This window comes from Ornithinicoccus halotolerans, from assembly GCF_009602535.1.
Taxonomy (GTDB): domain Bacteria; phylum Actinomycetota; class Actinomycetes; order Actinomycetales; family Dermatophilaceae; genus Ornithinicoccus; species Ornithinicoccus halotolerans.
The window spans coordinates 1-18,405 of the sequence record NZ_WIQI01000003.1; the positions used below are offsets into that span (position 1 = coordinate 1).

At 73.8% G+C, this 18,405-nt stretch carries 19 protein-coding genes and 1 pseudogene; 5 read left to right on the plus strand and 15 right to left on the minus strand.

Annotated elements, in window-relative coordinates:
• From GFJ45_RS16975 to sigE, 3 genes and pseudogenes are all read right to left on the minus strand, one after another.
• Nucleotides 1-87 (minus strand): annotated as a pseudogene (locus tag GFJ45_RS16975) (helicase-related protein); the annotation flags it as partial.
• A 368-nt stretch (nucleotides 88-455) separates the two neighbouring features.
• Nucleotides 456-1,592 (minus strand): S1C family serine protease, encoded by a 1,137-nt coding sequence (locus tag GFJ45_RS01035; RefSeq protein ID WP_228386307.1) that lies wholly within the window; start codon nucleotides 1,590-1,592, stop codon nucleotides 456-458.
• 18 nt (nucleotides 1,593-1,610) lie between these two features.
• Nucleotides 1,611-2,249, minus strand: a complete 639-nt coding sequence (sigE, locus tag GFJ45_RS01040) for an RNA polymerase sigma factor SigE (protein WP_228386309.1) — start codon at nucleotides 2,247-2,249, stop codon at nucleotides 1,611-1,613.
• Nucleotides 2,250-2,313: 64 nt separating this feature from the next.
• Here sigE and GFJ45_RS01045 point away from each other — a divergent pair, with 64 nt between their 5' ends.
• Nucleotides 2,314-2,946, plus strand: a complete 633-nt coding sequence (locus GFJ45_RS01045) for an O-methyltransferase (protein ID WP_153393076.1) — start codon at nucleotides 2,314-2,316, stop codon at nucleotides 2,944-2,946.
• Between the two features lie 54 nt (nucleotides 2,947-3,000).
• On the opposite strand, the gene GFJ45_RS01050 is transcribed toward GFJ45_RS01045, so the two are convergent.
• On the minus strand, nucleotides 3,001-3,168 hold the full coding sequence (locus GFJ45_RS01050) for a DUF3117 domain-containing protein (RefSeq protein WP_153393079.1): 168 nt from the start codon (nucleotides 3,166-3,168) through the stop codon (nucleotides 3,001-3,003).
• Between the two features lie 130 nt (nucleotides 3,169-3,298).
• On the opposite strand from GFJ45_RS01050, the gene GFJ45_RS01055 reads away from it, so the two are divergent.
• Complete coding sequence (locus GFJ45_RS01055; RefSeq protein WP_194288448.1) at nucleotides 3,299-4,114, plus strand: PaaX family transcriptional regulator; 816 nt, start codon at nucleotides 3,299-3,301, stop codon at nucleotides 4,112-4,114.
• Complete coding sequence (locus GFJ45_RS01060) at nucleotides 4,101-4,943, plus strand: enoyl-CoA hydratase-related protein (protein ID WP_153393086.1); 843 nt, start codon at nucleotides 4,101-4,103, stop codon at nucleotides 4,941-4,943. The genes GFJ45_RS01055 and GFJ45_RS01060 overlap by 14 nt, the downstream gene beginning before the upstream one ends.
• Before the next feature lie 13 nt (nucleotides 4,944-4,956).
• Here GFJ45_RS01060 and GFJ45_RS01065 read toward each other — a convergent pair whose 3' ends face one another.
• From GFJ45_RS01065 to GFJ45_RS01080, 4 genes are read right to left on the minus strand one after another with little or no spacing between them, the layout of a single operon-like run.
• Nucleotides 4,957-6,192 (minus strand): hypothetical protein, encoded by a 1,236-nt coding sequence (locus GFJ45_RS01065; RefSeq protein ID WP_228386311.1) that lies wholly within the window; start codon nucleotides 6,190-6,192, stop codon nucleotides 4,957-4,959.
• The gene (locus GFJ45_RS01070) at nucleotides 6,189-6,770 is read right to left on the minus strand and encodes a DNA-3-methyladenine glycosylase I (RefSeq protein ID WP_153393089.1); all 582 of its coding nucleotides are present in this window, start codon (nucleotides 6,768-6,770) and stop codon (nucleotides 6,189-6,191) included. The genes GFJ45_RS01065 and GFJ45_RS01070 overlap by 4 nt, the downstream gene beginning before the upstream one ends.
• On the minus strand, nucleotides 6,767-7,087 hold the full coding sequence (locus GFJ45_RS01075; RefSeq protein WP_153393092.1) for a DivIVA domain-containing protein: 321 nt from the start codon (nucleotides 7,085-7,087) through the stop codon (nucleotides 6,767-6,769). The genes GFJ45_RS01070 and GFJ45_RS01075 overlap by 4 nt, the downstream gene beginning before the upstream one ends.
• Before the next feature lie 24 nt (nucleotides 7,088-7,111).
• Entirely contained in the window at nucleotides 7,112-7,945 is an 834-nt protein-coding gene (locus GFJ45_RS01080; RefSeq protein WP_153393095.1) for an LOG family protein, read from the minus strand.
• A gap of 68 nt (nucleotides 7,946-8,013) precedes the next feature.
• Here GFJ45_RS01080 and GFJ45_RS01085 point away from each other — a divergent pair, with 68 nt between their 5' ends.
• Nucleotides 8,014-8,916, plus strand: coding sequence for a hypothetical protein (locus GFJ45_RS01085; protein WP_153393098.1), 903 nt, complete (start codon nucleotides 8,014-8,016; stop codon nucleotides 8,914-8,916).
• Between the two features lie 19 nt (nucleotides 8,917-8,935).
• Here the strand turns inward: GFJ45_RS01085 and GFJ45_RS01090 are convergent, their stop codons facing one another.
• The 7 genes from GFJ45_RS01090 to GFJ45_RS01120 all read right to left on the minus strand — a co-directional run bounded on the left by GFJ45_RS01090 (nucleotide 8,936) and on the right by GFJ45_RS01120 (nucleotide 16,365).
• Nucleotides 8,936-10,240 (minus strand): citrate synthase, encoded by a 1,305-nt coding sequence (locus tag GFJ45_RS01090; protein ID WP_153393101.1) that lies wholly within the window; start codon nucleotides 10,238-10,240, stop codon nucleotides 8,936-8,938.
• A gap of 104 nt (nucleotides 10,241-10,344) precedes the next feature.
• Entirely contained in the window at nucleotides 10,345-10,674 is a 330-nt protein-coding gene (gene fdxA, locus GFJ45_RS01095; protein WP_153393104.1) for a ferredoxin, read from the minus strand.
• Between the two features lie 178 nt (nucleotides 10,675-10,852).
• Nucleotides 10,853-12,571, minus strand: coding sequence for a VanW family protein (locus GFJ45_RS01100; protein ID WP_194288449.1), 1,719 nt, complete (start codon nucleotides 12,569-12,571; stop codon nucleotides 10,853-10,855).
• Nucleotides 12,572-12,599: 28 nt separating this feature from the next.
• Nucleotides 12,600-13,088, minus strand: coding sequence for a flavin reductase family protein (locus GFJ45_RS01105; protein ID WP_323368703.1), 489 nt, complete (start codon nucleotides 13,086-13,088; stop codon nucleotides 12,600-12,602).
• On the minus strand, nucleotides 13,085-13,993 hold the full coding sequence (locus GFJ45_RS01110) for a PIG-L family deacetylase (protein WP_228386318.1): 909 nt from the start codon (nucleotides 13,991-13,993) through the stop codon (nucleotides 13,085-13,087). The genes GFJ45_RS01105 and GFJ45_RS01110 overlap by 4 nt, the downstream gene beginning before the upstream one ends.
• 2 nt (nucleotides 13,994-13,995) lie before the next feature.
• The gene (gene typA / locus GFJ45_RS01115) at nucleotides 13,996-15,921 is read right to left on the minus strand and encodes a translational GTPase TypA (RefSeq protein ID WP_153393112.1); all 1,926 of its coding nucleotides are present in this window, start codon (nucleotides 15,919-15,921) and stop codon (nucleotides 13,996-13,998) included.
• Between the two features lie 12 nt (nucleotides 15,922-15,933).
• Nucleotides 15,934-16,365, minus strand: a complete 432-nt coding sequence (locus GFJ45_RS01120) for a (deoxy)nucleoside triphosphate pyrophosphohydrolase (RefSeq protein WP_153393115.1) — start codon at nucleotides 16,363-16,365, stop codon at nucleotides 15,934-15,936.
• A 170-nt stretch (nucleotides 16,366-16,535) separates the two neighbouring features.
• Here GFJ45_RS01120 and GFJ45_RS01125 point away from each other — a divergent pair, with 170 nt between their 5' ends.
• A complete protein-coding gene (locus GFJ45_RS01125) occupies nucleotides 16,536-18,239 on the plus strand; it encodes an ABC transporter substrate-binding protein (RefSeq protein WP_153393118.1) in 1,704 nt (567 codons plus the stop codon).
• Nucleotides 18,240-18,405 lie beyond the last annotated feature (166 nt).

Below are 18,405 nucleotides of genomic sequence, written 5' to 3' on the forward strand. Positions count from 1 at the left end.
GCCCTTCTCGTCCTCGGGGCACTGGTAGTTGATGACGTGGGTGACGTTCTCGACGTCGATGCCGCGGGCGGCGAGGGGCGGCGCCACCCGACTCCGCGGCCGGAGGGGTGGGAACCGCTGGAGCGGAGTCGCCCTGCTGCCCACTACCGGGCGTGGTGAGCGCCTCCCGGACGATGCGCCGGGGGTCGTACTGGCGCGGGTCCAGCTGCTGCCAGTCGATCTCGTCGAAGGCCGGGCCCATCTCGCGGCGGAGCTGGCCCTTGGCGCCCTCGGCCATGTCGCGCAGCGAGCGCACCAGCTGAGCGAGCTTCGCGGCATACTCCGGCAGCCGGTCGGGACCGAGCAGCAGGATCGCCAGCAGGCCCAGCAGCAGCAGCTCGCCGCCGTGCAGGTTGCCGATCACGACGCCGCTCCCCGCCGCCGCGGTCGGCCGGTCGCGCCGGCACGCCGGCTGCTCATTGCGAGGACCCCTGCAGGGTGACCTCGACCGTGCGCTCGGTGCCGTCCTCGCCGCGCACGGTGAGCTCCACGACGTCCCCCACGGAGTAGGACCGCAGCACCACGATCAGGTGCCTGCTGTCGTCGATGCGCTGCTCGTCGATCGCCAGGATGACCTCGCCGGGCTCGATGCCGGCCTGGTCGGCCGGCCCGCCCGGCACGACCGGCTGGTCGCCGCTGGTGGACTCCGGCAGCACCCGGGCCCCCTGCCCGGTGTAGCTGAGGTCCACGAGCACGCCGATCACCGGGTGCTGGCTCTGGCCGGTCTCGATGAGCTGGTCGGCGGTGCGCCGGACCTGGTTGGAGGGGATCGCGAAACCCAGCCCGATGCTGCCCGACCGGGTGATGCCGTCCGGGAGCTGGGCGATCGCGGAGTTGACGCCGACCACCCGGCCGCGGTGGTCAAGCAGCGGGCCGCCGGAGTTGCCCGGGTTGATCGCCGCGTCGGTCTGGATGGCGTTGATGTAGGACGGGTTCTGCGGGTCGCCGGCGCTGACCGGCCGGTCCCGTGCCGACACGATGCCGGAGGTGACTGTGCTGTCCAGCCCCAGCGGCGCCCCCACCGCGACGACGGGCTCACCCACCTCGAGCCGGTCGGAGTCCCCGAACGGCAGCGCCGGCAGCCCCCCGACGTCCACCCGCAGCACCGCGATGTCGTAGGAGGTGTCCTGGCCGACCACCTCGGCGTCGTGGACGCTGTCGTCGGCGAACTCGACGGTCAGCCCCTCGGCGCCGGCGCCGGAGACCACGTGGGCGTTGGTGACGATGTAGCCGTCCTCGCGGATGACGAACCCCGACCCGACACCGGCCGCCCGGCCCTCCCCGGCCGAGATGAGCACCACCGACGGCAGCGAGGTGCGGGCGATCTCGGTGACCGGTGCCACATCGCCGCCGCCGCCGCTGCTGGCGCTCCCCACGGCCATCGGCTCCACGACCTCCGGGCTGTCACCGCCGGCGAGCCGCCAGCCCAGGTAGCTGCCGAGCAGTCCGCCCACGATCCCCAGCAGCAGGGCGAGCAGCAGCACGAGCGCCACGCCCGCCGCGATGAGGCCGCCGCGGCGGCGCGTGGCAGCCTTGACGGGAACCAGGGTCATGGCCCTGATTGTGCCTGATCAGCCGAGTGCGGTGGCCGGGCGGGCCGGGCGCGGCACGCCCCGAGGCCGGTCGCCGGCGGTGGCCTCCTGCCCGGACCTGGCGGGGGCCCGGTGCGCGAGCGCGCGGCGGAGCTGGGCCCGGCCACGGTGGATGCGGGAGCGCACCGTCCCGAGCTTGATCCCCAGGGTCTGCGCGACCTCCTCGTAGCTGAGCCCCTCGATGTCGCTGAGGACCACGGCGGCCCGGAACTGCGGGGCGAGCGCGGCCAGCGCCTGCTGCACGTCGTCGTCGAGGTGGGCCAGGTCGAAGGCCTCCTCCGGCCCGGGCTCGCGGCTGCGTAGCCGGGCGGCGGCCTCCTCGCCGAGGGCGTCGAACCGGATCCGCTGCTTGCGGCGGGCGCGGTCCAGGAAGAGGTTGGTCGTGATGCGGTGCAGCCACCCCTCGAAGGTGCCGGGCCGGTAGCTGTCCAGGGACCGGAAGACCCGGACGAACACGTCGTGGGTGAGGTCCTCGGCGTCGTGGGGGTTGCCGGTCAGCCGGTAGGCCAGCCGGTACACCCGGGCGGAGTGCTCGCGCACCACGTCCTCCCAGGACGGGGGCTGCCACTCCGGCGTGCCCGCGGCCACCCCGGCTGGCTGCTGCTGGGTCCCTGCCACCCTGCCAGGGTGGCAGGGCTTCCTGGGAGATCGCTGACAGCAGGGCGGCAGTAGGGTGGGGCGCATGTCAGCAGCGAAACTGGCCTCCTGGTCCTACGCCGAGGAGTTCGTCACCCCCACCGAGGTCATCGAGCGGGCCGCCGCTCGCGGCACCGAGCTGGGTTGCGTGCCGGTCCATCCCGGAGTGGGTGCCGCGCTGCGGCTGCTCGCGGCCTCGGTCCGCGCCTCCCACGTCGTGGAGATCGGCACCGGCGCCGGGACCTCGGGGTTGTGGCTGCTGGAGGGCATGGCCCCCGACGGCATCCTGACCACGATCGACATCTCGGCCGAGAACCAGCGCGCGGCGAAGGAGGCGTTCGCCGCCGCGGGGGTGCCCACGCAGCGCACCCGGGTCATCGCCGGCGACGCCGGCCAGGTGGTGGGCCGGCTGACCGACGGCGGCTACGACCTGGTCCTCGTCGACGCCGACAAGGAGAGCTACCCGGTCTACGTGGAGCAGGCGCTGCGGCTGCTGCGGCCGGGAGGGGTGCTGGCGATGGACAACATGCTCTGGCACGACCGGGTCGCCGACCCCGCGGCCCGGGACGAGACCACGACGCTGCTGCGCGACCTGGGCAAGCAGCTGCGTGAGGACGAGCGGCTGGTCCCCGCGCTGCTGCCGGTGGGCGACGGGCTGTTCGCCGCGGTCCGCCGCTGAACGGCCGACGCCCCGCCGGCCGGTGGCCAGCAGGGCGTCGACACCGTGGGCGGGTCAGCCCAGGCAGTCCTTGATGGCGTCGCCGAGCGCGCCGGCCTCCTCGGCGTTCATCTCCACCACGAGGCGGCCGCCGCCCTCGAGCGGCATGCGCAGCACGATGCCGCGCCCTTCCTTGGTCACTTCGAGGGGGCCGTCCCCGGTACGAGGCTTCATGGCTGCCATGCTGAACCCTTCCTGTGGCGCGGTTGCCGCGGCTGCCGGCGCGGATCCGCGTCGGCTGACTGCTCATCTCCGGCGCCATTATCCCCCTCGGCTCCGACGGGACCGAACCCGGCTCCGGCACACTGGGCCCGTGCACGCCAGATCCGCGGTCTTCGACCTCTACGGGGACCACCTGTCGGCCCGCGGGTACCAGGCGCCGGTCGGGGCGGTGGTGACGCTGCTGGCGGCGGTGGGCGTCTCCGGGTCCGCGGCCCGGACCGCGATCTCCCGGCTGGTGGCCCAGGGCTGGCTGGAGCCGACCACGGCCGGGGGCGTACGCGGCTACCGGGCCTCGGCGGCCGCCCGCACCCGGCTGTCCACCACCCACGCGCGGGTCTACCGTCGCGAGCCGCGGGACTGGGACGGCCGGTGGCGGCTGCTGGTGACCTCTCCCCCGGGGGACCGGGCGGCACGGGACCGGCTGGCGGCGACGCTGGGGTTCCTGGGCTACGGCCGGTTGGCGCCGCACACCTGGGTCTCGCCGTGGCCGCACCCGGAGCGGCACGCCGCGCTGCAGGCGCTGGGCGCACGGTGGGAGGAGCTGACCGCCGAGCACGACGGCGACCCGGTGGGGCTGGCCCGCCGGGTGTGGGACCTGTCGGCGCTGGCGGCGCGCTACGAGGACTTCGCCAGGCGGGCCGAGCCGCTCCGGCCGCTCGGCCCCGCCACCGACCCGGGGACCGCCTACCGGGAGCGGACGCTGCTGGTGCACGAGTGGCGCACCTTCCTGTTCGCCGACCCGGACCTGCCGTCGGCGGTGCTGCCGCCGGCCTGGCCCGGCACCCGGGCCCGGGCGCTGTTCCTGGAGGTGGCGGACACGCTGCTGCCACCGGCGCGTACATTCGTCGACCAGAGCCTGGCTCGTGCCGCGGGCCGGCGGGAGGAGGACACCGATGACCCCAGCTGAGGCGCAGCAGCACCCGGCCGTCCGGACCGACCCGGCGGACCCGGCCGCGCCGGTCGTCGTCGAGCGCGACGACGCCGTGGCCACCGTGCGGTTCGCCCGTCCGGATGCGATGAACTCCCTGGACACCGCCACCAAGGAGGCGCTGCTGGCCGCGCTGCGGCAGGTGGCCGAGGACGAGGCGGTCCGCTGCGTGGTGCTCACCGGTACCGGCCGGGCGTTCTGCGTGGGCCAGGACCTGCGTGAGCACGCCGAGGCGCTGCAGGCCCGCGACTACTCCCTCGGCAGCACCGTGACCGAGCACTACAACCCGGTCGTGCGGCTGCTCGCCGGCATGGACAAGCCGGTCGTGGCGGCCGTCAACGGGGTAGCGGCCGGGGCGGGGGCGGCGTTCGCCTTCGCCGCCGACCTGCGGGTGGTGGCCTCCTCAGCCGGGTTCAACCTGGCGTTCGCGGCGATCGGCCTGTCCTGCGACTCCGGCACCTCGTGGTCGCTGCCGCGGCTGGTCGGCACCGCCCGCGCCAAGGAGCTGCTGCTGCGCCCGCGGACGGTGCCGGCCCAGGAGGCGCTGGAGCTGGGGCTGGCGACCGAGGTGGTGCCCGACGAGGGGCTGCCGGCCCGGGCGGCCGAGGTCGCCGCCGAGCTGGCCGCGGGCCCCACCCGCGCCTACGGCGCGATCCGGCGGGCGGTGCTGCACTCGGCCGGCACCGGGCTGGACGCGGCGCTGGAGCAGGAGGCGCAGCTGATGGCCAGCACCGGCGCCACCCAGGACCACCAGGACGCGGTCACCGCGTTCCTCGGCAAGCAGCAGCCGGCGTTCCGGGGCCGCTGACGAGGCGGGACGGCTACGGGGGGTCGTCGCGGGGCGGCTCGAACCGGAACAGCTCCCAGCTCCACCACACCTGCCAGCCCACGAAGAGCGCCACCAGCACGCCGGTCCGCACCCACAGCAGCCAGGGCGGCTGCCGCCACCCGGACCCGCCCGGCCGGTCCGCGCTGCCGGTGGCGCGCCCGCCGCCCACCAGCAGCAGCGGGACGGGGAACAGCAGCAGCAGGTACCGGTAGAGGCTCGTCCACGGGTCCAGCACCGCCGCCAGGTAGAGCGGGTAGGCCAGGCTCCAGGCCCGCAGCGCGGGCCCCAGGCCGCGGGCCCACGGGCCGAGCACCGCGACCGCCAGCAGCGCCGCTCCCCCGACGAGCAGCACCGGACCCAGCATGGGCCCGGCCAGCTCCTGCACCCGGTGCAGCGTCGGCGCGAACGGCACCACCTGGTCGCCGGCACGCCAGGCCCCCATGGTCTCGGTGTAGGCGTCGGCCTGCCCGGTGCCCAGCCAGGCGATCCCGGGCCACAGCAGCCCGGAGGCGCCGCAGGCCGCCAGCGCCACCAGCATCCGGCCCGCCTCCCCGGGGGTGACCGGCTGCTCGCGGTGCCGCCGCGCCCGCCGCAGCGCGAGCGCGAGCGCGACCAGCCCGAGCGGCAGCGCGATCGGCCGCGCCAAACCGGTGACCAGGGCCGCTGCCCCGGCCGCGAGCCAGCGCTCGCGGCCGAGGAACCACAGCACCACGACCAGCAGCGCCAGCGCCAGCGACTCGGTGTAGGCCACCTGCAGCGTCGGCGAGGCCGGGAACGTGGCCACCAGCAGCACCCCGGCCAGCGCCGGCGCCGGGCCCACCCGCTCCCGCAGCAGCAGCGCGAGCAGCGCCGCGGCCGCGTACCCGAGGGCGGTGGCCAGCAGCGGGGCGACGACGGCGAACGGGAGCCCGGTCAGCACCATCAGCACCCGGGCCGCCAGCGGGAACACCGGGTAGAACGCCCAGGCGTTCTGCCGGGCCGCGCCGGTCTCGTCCCGCGGCACGTGGTCGGGGTAGCCCTCGGTGGCGATCCGCTGGTACCACTGGCCGTCCCACAGCGTCGCGACGTCGAAGTAGCGCGGGTAGCCGTCGGTGAAGATCGACGGGTGCTGCTCGGCGTGCGTGATCCACAGCAGGATGCCGGTCGTGACCAGCCGCGCCAGCGTCCAGCCGACGAGCACGGCGACCCAGAACCGGCGGCCGGCCAGCCAGTCGTGCCGCCCGCTCACGCGGCGCGACTGCGGTGGCAGCCCACCAGGTGGTCGTCGACCAGGCCGCAGGCCTGCATCGCGGCGTACACCGTGACCGGCCCCAGGTGGGCGAACCCGTAGCCGCGCAGCTGCGCGGCCAGCTCGGTGGAGGCGCGGGTGCGGGACGGCACCTGCTCCACGCTGGCCGGACGTGGCCGCTCCGGGTCGGCGTAGGACCAGACCAGGGCATCCAGCCCGCCGTGCTCGCGCAGCGCCAGCGTGGCGCGGGCGTTGCCGATGGTGGCCTCGATCTTGCGGCGGTTGCGCACGATGCCGGCGTCGGCCAGCAGCCGCTCGACGTCTCCCGCGGTGAAGGCGGCGACCCGCTCCGGGTCGAAACCGGCGAACGCCTCCCGGAACGCGGGCCGCTTGCGCAGGATCGTCAGCCAGGACAGCCCGGACTGGAACGCCTCCAGGCACAGTCGCTCCAGCAGCGGCTGCTCCCCGCGCACCGGCCGTCCCCACTCCTCGTCGTGGTAGCGGCGGTACAGGGGGTCCTGCAGTCCCGGCCACGGGCAGCGCGCCACCCCGTCGGGCCCGGTCGTCGCACCGGTCACCGCGGCTCCGCCTCGGGTGCGCCCGGCCCGGCCTCGCGGTGCTCGCCGCGCAGCCGGGCGATCTCGGCGTCCCGCTCAGCGAGCTCGTGCTGCAGCCGCTCCAGCAGCGCGTCCACCTGCGACATCCGGTAGCCGCGCAGCGCCAGGTCGAACCGCGCCTGCGCCAGGTCCTCGGCGCGGACCGACCCGGACGGGGGCGGTGGGGCGGACTCGGTCGTCACCGGCGGCGGGACACCGGGCACCGGCAGCCGGCCGGCCAGCGCCGCCAGCGCGAGCCCGGCCAGCAGCACCGCGAGCAGGAGCAGCAGGAGCACCACGGCACGATGGTGCCACGTCGAGGGTCAGCTGCTGGTGCGCGCCTGCTGGATGTGGTGCACCGCCTCGTCGACGTCGTCGGTCAGCCGCACCAGCTGCAGGTCCCGCTCGCTGATGGTGGCGTGCTCCAGCAGCGTGCCGCGGACCCACTCCAGCAGCGGTCCCCAGAAGTCGCTGCCCAGCAGCACGATCGGGAACCGGGTGACCTTGCCGGTCTGCACCAGGGTGATCGCCTCGAACAGCTCGTCGAGGGTGCCGAACCCGCCCGGCAGCACCACGAACCCGGAGGCGTACTTGACGAACATGGTCTTGCGGGCGAAGAAGTACCGGAAGTTAATCCCGAGGTTGACGTAGGGGTTCAGCCCGGCCTCGAACGGCAGCTCGATGCCGAGTCCCACGCTGGTACCCCCGGCCTCGCTGGCCCCCTTGTTGGCCGCCTCCATCGTCCCCGGGCCGCCGCCGGTGATGACGGCGTAGCCGGCCGCGACCAGCGCCTGACCCAGCTGCTCCGCCATGGTGTAGGCGGGGGTGCCTGGGCCGGTGCGGGCGGACCCGAACACGCTGACCGCGTCCCCCACGTCGGCCAGCGCCCCGAACCCCTCGACGAACTCCGCCTGGATCCGCAGCACCCGCCACGGGTCGGTGTGCACCCAGTCGGCCGGTCCCCGCTCGTCCAGCAGGTGCTGGTCGGTCGTGCTGGCCGGCACCTTGCGTCCGCGCAGCGTCACCGGCCCCTTGTGGTAGTCGCCGGGGCGACCGGTGAACGGTGCCGGGTCACCGGGGCGCTGCCCCTCCGGCGGCTCGCTGAGCGGGCGGTCGGGCCGCGGTACGTCGGGGGTCTGCCGGGAGGACTGACTCACCCTGCCGAACCTAGTACACGGCCCCCGGGTCCGTCGGGCCCACCGCTGCGCGCCGGTAGGATCCGGGCATGCCCTCGGACCCGCGCTCGGGGCCTCCTGCACGTCCCGGACGCCGGTCCCGGGTGCGGGTGCGCCGCCTGCTGACCACCCTGGTCCTGCTGGGCCTGGCCGGCGGGGGCGGGGTCGCGGCGGCGGCGTGGCTCACCGGCTGGCTCGACGAGCCGGAGTGCTCGGTCACCGCCGCCGGACGCAGCTACACCTTCACGCCGGAGCAGACCGCCAACGCCGCGACCATCGCGCTGGTGTCGGTCGAGCGGGGCATGCCGCCCCGGGCCGCCTCGGTCGCGCTGGCCACGGCGCTGCAGGAGTCCAAGCTGCGCAACATCACCTACGGTGACGCCGACAGCCTGGGGCTGTTCCAGCAGCGGCCCAGCCAGGGGTGGGGGACCGAGGAGCAGGTGCTGGACCCGGTCCACGCCAGCCACGCCTTCTACGACGCGCTGGAGCAGGTTTCCGGCTGGGAGGACGGCGTCATCACCGACGTCGCCCAGCAGGTGCAGCGCAGCGCGTACCCGACCGCCTACGCCCAGCACGAGTGGGAGGGACGGGTGCTCGCCTCGGTGCTGACCGGTGAGACCCCGGCCGGACTGGGCTGTGACCTCCCCGAGGTCGACCCGGAAGCGGCCCGGACAGCCACCGACCTGCTCGGCAAGGCGGACGCTCAGTTCGGCGGCGCCGCCGACGGCACGGTGGCGGACCAGCAGCGGCTGGTGCTGACGACCGGCTCCCGCACGGCCGCGTGGGCGGTGGCGTCCTGGGCGGTCGCGCACGCCGAGGCCGGGGACGTCAGCACGGTCACCGTCGACGGCCGGCGCTGGGAGCGCCACGGCGACCCGAGGACCTGGCCCGCGGGCGGTGACGACCTCGCCGAGGGCGTCGTGGTCATCGAGGTGGGCGTCCCCGCCTCGTGAGGGGCGGGGACGCCTGGGCTCAGCGCTGCTCGGCCGGCACGTAGTCGCGCTGCGGCGACCCGGTGTAGAGCTGGCGCGGGCGGCCGATCCTGGTCTGCGGGTCGTTGACCATCTCGCGCCACTGGGCGATCCAGCCGGGCAGCCGGCCCAGCGCGAACAGCACCGTGAACATGTTGCTCGGGAAGCCCATCGACTCGTAGATCAGGCCGGTGTAGAAGTCGACGTTCGGGTAGAGCTTGCGCTCGACGAAGTAGTCGTCCTCCAGCGCCGTCTGCTCCAGCTCCATGGCCAGGTCCAGCAGCGGGTTGCTGCCGACCTTGGACAGGATCTCGTGGGCGGTCTCCTTGATGATCGCCGCGCGGGGGTCGTAGTTCTTGTAGACCCGGTGCCCGAAGCCCATCAGCCGGACGCCGGCCTCCTTGTCCTTGACCTTGCGGACGAACTCGTTGACGTCCCCGCCGTCCTCGCGGATGCCCTCGAGCATCGACAGCACGGCCGAGTTGGCCCCGCCGTGCAGCGGGCCGGACAGCGCGTGGATCCCCGCGGAGACCGACGCGTACAGGTTGGCCTCGGAGGAGCCCACCAGCCGCACCGTGGAGGTGGAGCAGTTCTGCTCGTGGTCGGCGTGCAGGATGAACAGCAGGTCCAGCGCCTTGGCCAAGTCCGGGTCGACCTCGTAGCGCTCGGTCGGCATGCCGAACGTCATCCACAGGAAGTTCTCGACCAGGTTGTGGTCGTTGTTCGGGTACAGGAACGGCTGGCCCAGGCTCTTGCGGAAGGCGTAGGAGGCGATCGTGGGCAGCTTGGCCATCAGCCGGATGGTGGAGATCTCCACCTGCTCGGGGTCGAACGGCGAGAGGCTGTCCTGGTAGAAGGTGCCCAGCGCCGAGACGGCCGAGGACAGCACCGGCATCGGGTGCGCGTCGCGGGGGAAGCCGTCGAAGAAGCCCTTCATGTCCTCCACGAGGAGGGTGTGCCGGCGCAGCTTCTGGTCGAACTCCTCCAGCTGGGAGCTGGTCGGCAGCTCACCGTAGATGAGCAGGTAGCTGGTCTCCAGGAAGCTGGACTGCTTGGCGAGCTGCTCGATCGGGTAGCCGCGGTAGAGCAGCACCCCCTCCTCCCCGTCGATGTAGGTGATCTCCGAGGAGCAGTTGGCGGTGTTGGCGAAGCCGACGTCCAGGGTGACGTCACCGGTGGTCTTGCGCAGCTGGGAGATGTCCAGGCCGTTGTTGCCCGCCACCGCGGGCACCAGCGGCAGCTCCAGCTCCTGGTCCCCGTGCCGCAGCGTCGCCGCCGTCGTCGCCGTCTTCGTCTGGTCGCTCATGGGGTTCCTCCTCCTGCCCGGTCGCGGGCTGCTTACCCGGTCGGACCGGGGGGTTCAGGGGTGGTGAGCCGCCGCTCGGCGCCGGCCGGCGGCGGGCGGTGCGGTCAGCTCTCGTCGTGCTCCTGCGGCGGCAGGTCGGCGATGATCGGGTGGTCCTTGGGGATCAGCCCCATCTTGGCTGCGCCGCCCGGGCTGCCGATGTCGTCGAAGAACTCGACGTTGGCCTTGTAGTACTCCGCCCACTGCTCGGGCACGTCGTCCTCGTAGTAGATGGCCTCCACCGGGCAGACCGGCTCGCAGGCACCGCAGTCGACGCACTCGTCGGGGTGGATGTACAGCGAGCGCTCGCCCTCGTAGATGCAGTCGACCGGACACTCCTCGATGCAGGCCTTGTCCTTGAGGTCGACGCACGGCTGGGCGATCACGTAGGTCATGGACGGCTCCTGCTCACTCGTTGTCTCCGGCTCTCCGGTCTCCACCTGGACGCAGGGACCGGGACCGGCCCGAGGACCGCGCCCCGGTCGCGTGCACCACTGTTCCTAGTATGCCGCTCCGTGGCCGCACCCCGAATTCCGGGGCCGTCGGGCGGGGCCGGCGAGCACGCGGCGGCCGTCACGGCGCCTGCGGGTGGGTGCAGGTGACCTGCGGCGAGGGCTGGTAGCGGGTGGTGTAGGACTCTCGGGCGGCCTCCTGGCCACCGCGGTACAGGACGCGGGTCACCGTGATCTGGAACCCCTCCTGCGGGCTCTGCGGGAGGCAGTCCGCGCTGTCGTCCACGCGCTCCTCCGGCTGCACCACCTCCCGGCGCGGGCCGGTGACCGTCTCGACCCGGTACTGCCGGTCGCCCCAGAACCGCATGACGATGTCGTTGCCCTCGATCCAGGTCTGCACCACGATCGGGGAGTCGGTGTCGTTGGTCCACCGGTTGTCGATGACCGGCACCGAGATGGTGGCCTCGCGACCGACCGGGTAGCGCGAGATGTAGTAGGAGTGCGGCGTGAACTCGTCCAGCTGGACCCCGGCGAACCAGGCGGTGTTCAGGACCGTGGTGGAGACCTGGGACAGCCCACCGCCCATGCCCTCCACGAGCCGGCCGTCCCGGATCACCCCCGCGTCGACGTAGCCCCGGTCCTCGCTGATCGGGGACAGCGACTCGGCGAGGCTGAACTGCTCCCCCGGCATCACGACGGTGCCGTTGAGGTGCGCCAGCCCCACCCGGATGTTGCTGGTGCGGGCCTCGTTCGCCGGGCCGGTGGGGAACTCGCTGCGGAACTCGGACATGACCTGGTCGACCGACCAGCCGCGGTGGCTGCGGTCGGGGTCGACCTCGACCATCTTGGCTCGCACCGTGCGCTGCTTCTCGCCGGTGCGCTGCAGTGCCCGCTGCACCCGGTTGATGATGGAGTCGTCGTTCAGGTCGCTGCCCTTGCTGGCCGGCTCCACCACGGGCCGGCCGTCCTCGAGGCTCACCGAGGCGTTCTGCGGGGCCTCGACCGCGTCGGTGAGGCCGCCGCGCACCACCTCCAGCAGCTGGGCCTGGTCCATCCGGAGCCGGAGCCGGTGCTGCTCGGTCTCCTTCACGGTGAGGATCCGGGACAGCTGGTTGGCCGACACCACGGTCTCGTCGCCGCGGGCCCGCACCACGACCGGGCCGGAGAGCGCGGGTTCGGCGACCTCGGTGACGAACCGCTCGATCTCCCCGGCGGCCAGCTGCGGCTGGACCGGCTCGACGGCGCCCTGGACGGTGACCTGCTGCGGCCAGGCCTGCTGCACGGCGTCCGCGGTCGCGGCCACGTCGAGGCGGTGCCCCTCGACCGGGTCGGTTCGTTGCACCTGCCCCTGGGCGAGCCGGACCTGGCCCTCCTGCGGCTCGGTGTCGAACTCCTCCGCCAGTCGGGCCAGCTCCGCCTCCAGCGCGGCGCGGTCGACGTCGACCTGCAGCGGCAGCTCCTGCCCGTCGTCGGCGACCTGCTGCCACAGCTCGACCGGGTGCAGCGTCATGCCCGCGACACCCTCCAGCGTCTCCTCGAGGTCCAGCGTGAGCCCGGCCTCCTCCGGCTGCAGCCGCAGCTCGTCGTGCTCGGTCTCGATGACCACCGGGTCACTCTCCAGGTGCGCCAGCCGGGTCGCGAGGGTCTGCTCGGCGGTCTCCGGGGTGAGGCTGCCGATCGCCACCCCCTCCACGGTGGTGCCGTTGGGCACCCGCTGACCGAAGTAGTAGGCGGCTCCGACGTACACCCCGCCCAGCACCAGCAGGGCGAGGGTGGTCCGCAGCAGGATCCCCCACCACTCGCTACGGGGTCGTTCCTCGACCAGCTCGGGCTGGGGCATGGCCTCTCTCATCGCTCGGGGTCTGCGGTCACGGTAGTTCGGTGTAGCGCCCTCGGAAGTGCACCAGTGCCGGTTCGGTCTCCTCAGGAGTATGCACGGCGACCACCTCACCGACGACGAGGCTGTGGTCTCCGGCGGCGTGCACGGCGTGGGTGCGGCACTCCAGCGCGGTGAGCGCCCCGTCCAGCAGCGCCACGCCGGTCACCGCACCGCGGTGGTGCGGGATTCGGTCCAGCTGGCCGTGCAGCGGGCGGCCCGGCGTGGCGAGCCACTCCGCGGTCGCCCGGGCGCTGCGGGCCAGCACGCTGATGCCCCAGACGCCCGACTCCAGCACCGCGTCGTGCCAGCGGGCGTCCTGCTCCACCGACAGCACCAGCAGCACCGGCTCGAGGGAGACGCTGGTGAGGGAGTTGGCGGTCATCGCGTGGTCGTGCCGGCCGGCGAAGGTGGTCGCGACGGTGACGCCGCTGGCGAACCGGCCCATCGCGCGGCGGTAGTGCTGCGGGTCCACGGTCACCGGGCCGCCTCCGGGTGCGGCGGCTCCGGCTCGTCGTGGCCCAGCGCGTCGGGAGCGAGCTCGGCATAGCCCTCCCGGCGGGGCAGCCGGGCCGCGACCTGGTTCGAGAGGGCGAACCAGCCCTCCCCCAGAGCCACCTGGGTGCGGTGGTGGGCGAGCGCCTCGTCGCGCAGCGCCACGGTGCCCTCCGGCAGCGCGGCGGTGCCGCCGACCGCGTGCGTCACCTCCCCGTCCGGGACCACCGAGGGCGGGTAGGGCGCGTCGGCCTCCGGCAGCGCCAACCCGTCCCGCCAGCCGCGGGCGGGCCGCGGCCGGACGTGCTCGAGCACCCAGGCCCGGTCCTCCTCCGCCCACGACCGGGGGGTCAGCGCGGCCAGCAGCCGGGGACGCTCCCGCAGCGGCATCGCGGCCACCGCGGCGACGGTGACCCGGTGGGTCTGCACGTGGTCGGGGTGGCGGTAGCCGCCGTGCCGGTCGTAGGTCAGCACCACCGCGGGCCGCAGCCGCGCCAGCAGCCGGCCCAGCTCCGCGGCCGCCTCGACCACCGGGACGGCGGCGAACGCCCGGGGGTGCCGGGCCGCCGCCGAGCCGGCCATCCCGCTGTCGCGCCACCGCGGCCGCTCCCCACCCAGGTAGTGGTGGTGGGCGCCGAGCACCGCCATCGCGGCCTGCAGCTCGTGGTGGCGGTGCTCGGCCAGCCGCGGGTCGCCCTCCAGGTCCGCGAGGACCGCGGGGATGACCTCACCCTCCTCCCCGAGGGTGCAGGTCACCACGTGCACCTCGTCGCCGCGCCGGGCGTGGTGGGCCAGCGCGAGCCCGGTGGCCAGCGTCTCGTCGTCGGGGTGGGCGTGGACCGCCAGCACCCGGGCCGGCGGCGCCTCGTCCGCGAGGAGTGGCGCGCGCACACTCACCCTCGACGGGCGCGCGCGGTGGCCCGCGCCCGCTCGGTCTGGTCCAGGATCACCTTGCGCAGCCGGACCGCCTCCGGCGTCACCTCCACGCACTCGTCCTCGCGGCAGAACTCCAGCGACTGCTCCAGGCTGAGCCGCCGCGGCGGCACCAGCCGCTCCAGCACCTCGGCGGTCGAGGAGCGCACGTTGGTGAGCTTGCGCTCCTTGGTGATGTTGACGTCCATGTCGTCGGCGCGGGAGTTCTCTCCCACGATCATCCCCTCGTAGACCTCGGTGCCCGGCTCGAGGAACAGCGTGCCACGCTCCTGCAGGTTGAACATGGCGTAGCTGGTCGCCGCGCCTGCCCGGTCGGCCACCAGCGACCCGCTCTGCCGGGTCCGGATCTCCCCGAACCACGGGGCGTAGCCGTCGAAGACGTGGTGGGCGATACCGGTGCCCCGGGTGTCGGTGAGGAACTCGGTCCGGAAGCCGATCAGGCCGCGCGCGGGCACGACGTACTCCATGCGCACCCACCCGGTGCCGTGGTTGCTCATCTGCTCCATGCGCCCACGGCGGGCGGCCAGCAGCTGGGTGATGCTGCCGAGGTGCTCCTCGGGGGCGTCGATGGTGAGCCGCTCCACCGGCTCGTGCACCGTGCCGTCGATCTGCCGGGTGACCACCTGCGGCTTGCCCACGGTCAGCTCGTAGCCCTCCCGCCGCATCTGCTCGACGAGGATCGCCAGCGCCAGCTCGCCGCGGCCCTGGACCTCCCAGGTGTCGGGCCGGTCGGTGGGCAGCACCCGCAGCGAGACGTTGCCGATCAGCTCCGCGTCCAGCCGGTCCTTGACCAGCCGGGCGGTCAGCTTCGCCCCCTTCACCCGCCCGGTCAGCGGGGAGGTGTTGGCGCCGATGGTCATCGAGATGGCCGGCTCGTCGACGGTGATGAGCGGGAGCGGCTCGGGCCGCTCGGGGTCGGCGAGCGTCTCCCCGATCGTGATGTCGGGGATGCCAGCCACCGCGATGATGTCGCCGGGGCCGGCCTCGGTGCCCGGGGTGCGCTCCAGGCCCTGGGTGACCAGCAGCTCGGTCACCTTGACGCGCTGGATGCTGCCGTCGCGGCGGCACCAGGCCGCCTGCTGGCCCTTGCGGATGGTGCCGGCGTGGACCCGGCACAGCGCCAGCCGCCCGAGGAACGGCGAGGAGTCCAGGTTGGTCACCTGCGCCTGCATCGGCCGCTCCGGGTCGTAGGTCGGTGCCGGCACCGACTCCAGGATGGTGCGGAACAGCGGCTCGACGTCCGGGGAGTTGGGCTGCTCGCCGTCCTGGGGCTGCTCCAGCGAGGCACGCCCGGTCACCGCCGAGGCGTAGACGATCGGGAAGTCCAGCGCCTGGCTGTCGTGGCCGGCGTCGTCCATGAGATCCATGAACAGGGCGTAGACCTCGTCCACCACGGCCCCGATCCGGGCGTCGGGGCGGTCCACCTTGTTGACGCACAGCACCACCGGCAGCCGCGCGGCCAGCGCCTTGCGCAGCACGAACCGGGTCTGCGGCAGCGGCCCCTCCGAGGCGTCGACGAGCAGCACGACGCCGTCGACCATGGACAGCCCGCGCTCCACCTCGCCGCCGAAGTCCGCGTGACCCGGCGTGTCGATGATGTTGACCACGACCCGGTCCACCCCGGCGACCTCGCGGGCCGAGGGGCCGGCGTAGTCGATCGCGGTGTTCTTGGCCAGGATCGTGATGCCCTTCTCGCGCTCCAGGTCGCCGGTGTCCATCACCCGCTCCGCCAGGTCCGCGCCCGACCCCCGCTCGGCCAGCGCGCCGGCCTGGCGCAGCATCGCGTCGACGAGGGTGGTCTTGCCGTGGTCGACGTGGGCCACGATGGCCACGTTGCGCAGGTCGGGACGCTGGGCCCGCGAGGAGGGGCCGGGAGTAGAGGGCATGGCTCGATTGTCTCAGCAGTCTGGGCTGGCATCGGCCGCGCCGGCCAGCACCGCTGCGACCCGCGCCAGCACCGCCCGGTTGCTCGCCAGCCACGGCACCGCCGCCAGGTCCTGCGCCGGCAGCCACCGCAGCTGGTCGTGGTCCTGCAGCGGCGCCGGCTCGGCACGGGCCCGCGCCCACCACAGCCGCAGCCCGAGCCCCGGGCGCAGCGGCCAGTGCCCGGCGTGCGGTCCGGGCAGCTCCGCACCGAGCTCGACGGCCACCCCCAGCTCCTCGCGCAGCTCGCGGCGCAGCGCCGCGACCGGCTCCTCCCCGGCCTCGACCTTGCCGCCGGGGAACTCCCAGCGTCCGGCCAGCTCCGCCGGCGCGCTGCGGCGAGCGGCGAGCAGCCGGGTCGGGGCCGCCAGGTCGTCCACCAGCGCCGCCGCGACCACCGTCCGCACCCGGCCAGTATGCCCGGCACCGGCACGTCACGGTCGGGTCACCTTTCGGACACATCCTGGCCGCGCGTCTTCCCCCCGGGCCGAGCGGGCGGTTACTGTGCGGCGGTCCAGACATGGGCCTGACAACCGGACGCCAGTGTCCAGTGCGCGGCCCGACACGAGGAGGCAGCATGATCAACCGCAAGCTTGCCGCTGTGGCCGGGACCGCGGTCCTGGCGCTGGGGCTGAGCTCGTGCGCCGAGTCCGAGCGGGACAGCGGCGGCGGGACCGACGGCGGGGACGCGACCGAGGGTGGTGGCGCCACCGAGGGCGGCGCGCAGGGCGGCCAGAGCGACGCCACCCTGGTCTTCGGCGCCGCGGGCGCCCCGACCACCTTCGACCCGTTCTACGCCTCCGACGGCGAGACGTTCCGGGTCACCCGCCAGATCTACGAGAACCTGATCGGCATCGAGCCGGGCGGCACCGAAGGGGTGCCCGAGCTGGCCACCAGCTGGGAGGGCAGCGAGGACGGGCTGACCTGGACCTTCGAGCTGCAGCAGGACGTGACCTTCCACGACGGCACGCCGTTCAACGCCGAGGCCGTCTGCGCCAACTTCGAGCGCTGGGCCGACCAGAACGAGGCCGGCATGAACCCGGCGGCCGCCTACTACTACGGCAACGACTTCGGCTGGGGCGAGGACTCGCTCTACGACTCCTGCACCGCGGTGGACGAGCACACCGCCGAGGTGACCATCACCCGCCCCACCGGCAAGTTCCCGATGGTGCTCAGCCAGTCGTCCTACGCCATCCACTCCCCGACCGCGATGGAGGAGTACGACGCCAACGGGATCAAGACCCAGGGCGAGGGCTTCGTCTTCCCCGAGTACGCCACGGAGCACCCGACCGGTACCGGCCCGTTCACGTTCGAGTCCTACGACAACGCCGGCGGCACGGTCACGCTGACCCGCAACGACGACTACTGGGGCGACCCGGCGGGCGTCCAGCAGCTGGTGTTCAAGATCATCCCGGACGAGAACGCCCGGCGGCAGGAGCTGGAGGCCGGGACCATCCACGGCTACGACCTGCCGAACCCGGTGGACTGGGCGGCACTGGAGGAGGCCGGCAACCAGGTGCTCATCCGTGACCCGTTCAACGTCCTCTACCTGGCGTTCAACCCGATCGCCGACCCGCAGCTGGAGGACCCGAAGGTCCGGCAGGCGCTCTACCACGCGATCAACCGGGAGCAGCTCGTGCAGAGCCAGCTGCCGGACGGCGCCACCATCGCCACCCAGTTCATGCCGGACACCGTGGCCGGGTACAACGAGTCGATCGAGCCGTACGAGTACGACCCCCAGCTGGCCGAGCAGCTGCTCGAGGAGGCCGGCAAGTCCGACCTGGCGATCGACCTGTGGTACCCCACCGAGGTCACCCGGCCGTACATGCCGGACCCGCAGCGCATCTACGACGCGGTGAAGGCCGACTGGGAGGCCGTCGGCGTGACCGTCAACCCGGTCTCCCGCCCGTGGGCAGGCGGCTACATCGACGGCGCGACCCAGTCCAAGGCTCCGGCCTACTTCCTGGGCTGGACCGGTGACCTGAACTCGGCGGACAACTTCCTGTGCGCCTTCTTCTGCGGTGACGACAACCAGTTCGGCACCTCGGCGTACGACTGGCACGACGAGCTGCAGGCCGGTCTGCGTGAGGCCGACAGCGAGCCCGACGAGGCCACCCGCGAGGAGCTGTACATGGAGCTCAACGCCAACATCATGGAGTGGCTCCCGGGCGCGCCGCTGTCGCACTCGCCGCCGGCCATCGTGGTCGCGGACAACGTCGAGGGCATGGTGGCCAGCCCGCTCACCAACGAGGACTTCGCTCCGGTCACGCTCTCGGAGTAGGTCCGAGCTCCCTGGCGACCGCACGGGTCGCCAGGGAGCCCGCTCGCCGGGGCCGGGGCGGTCCACCGGGGGGTAGCGGCCGGCACGGTCGTCCCCTCGCCGCCCCGGCTCCCGCTGGGTAGGCTCCGCTACCCCGCCCACCGACCCCGCACCGGAACGAGGTCCT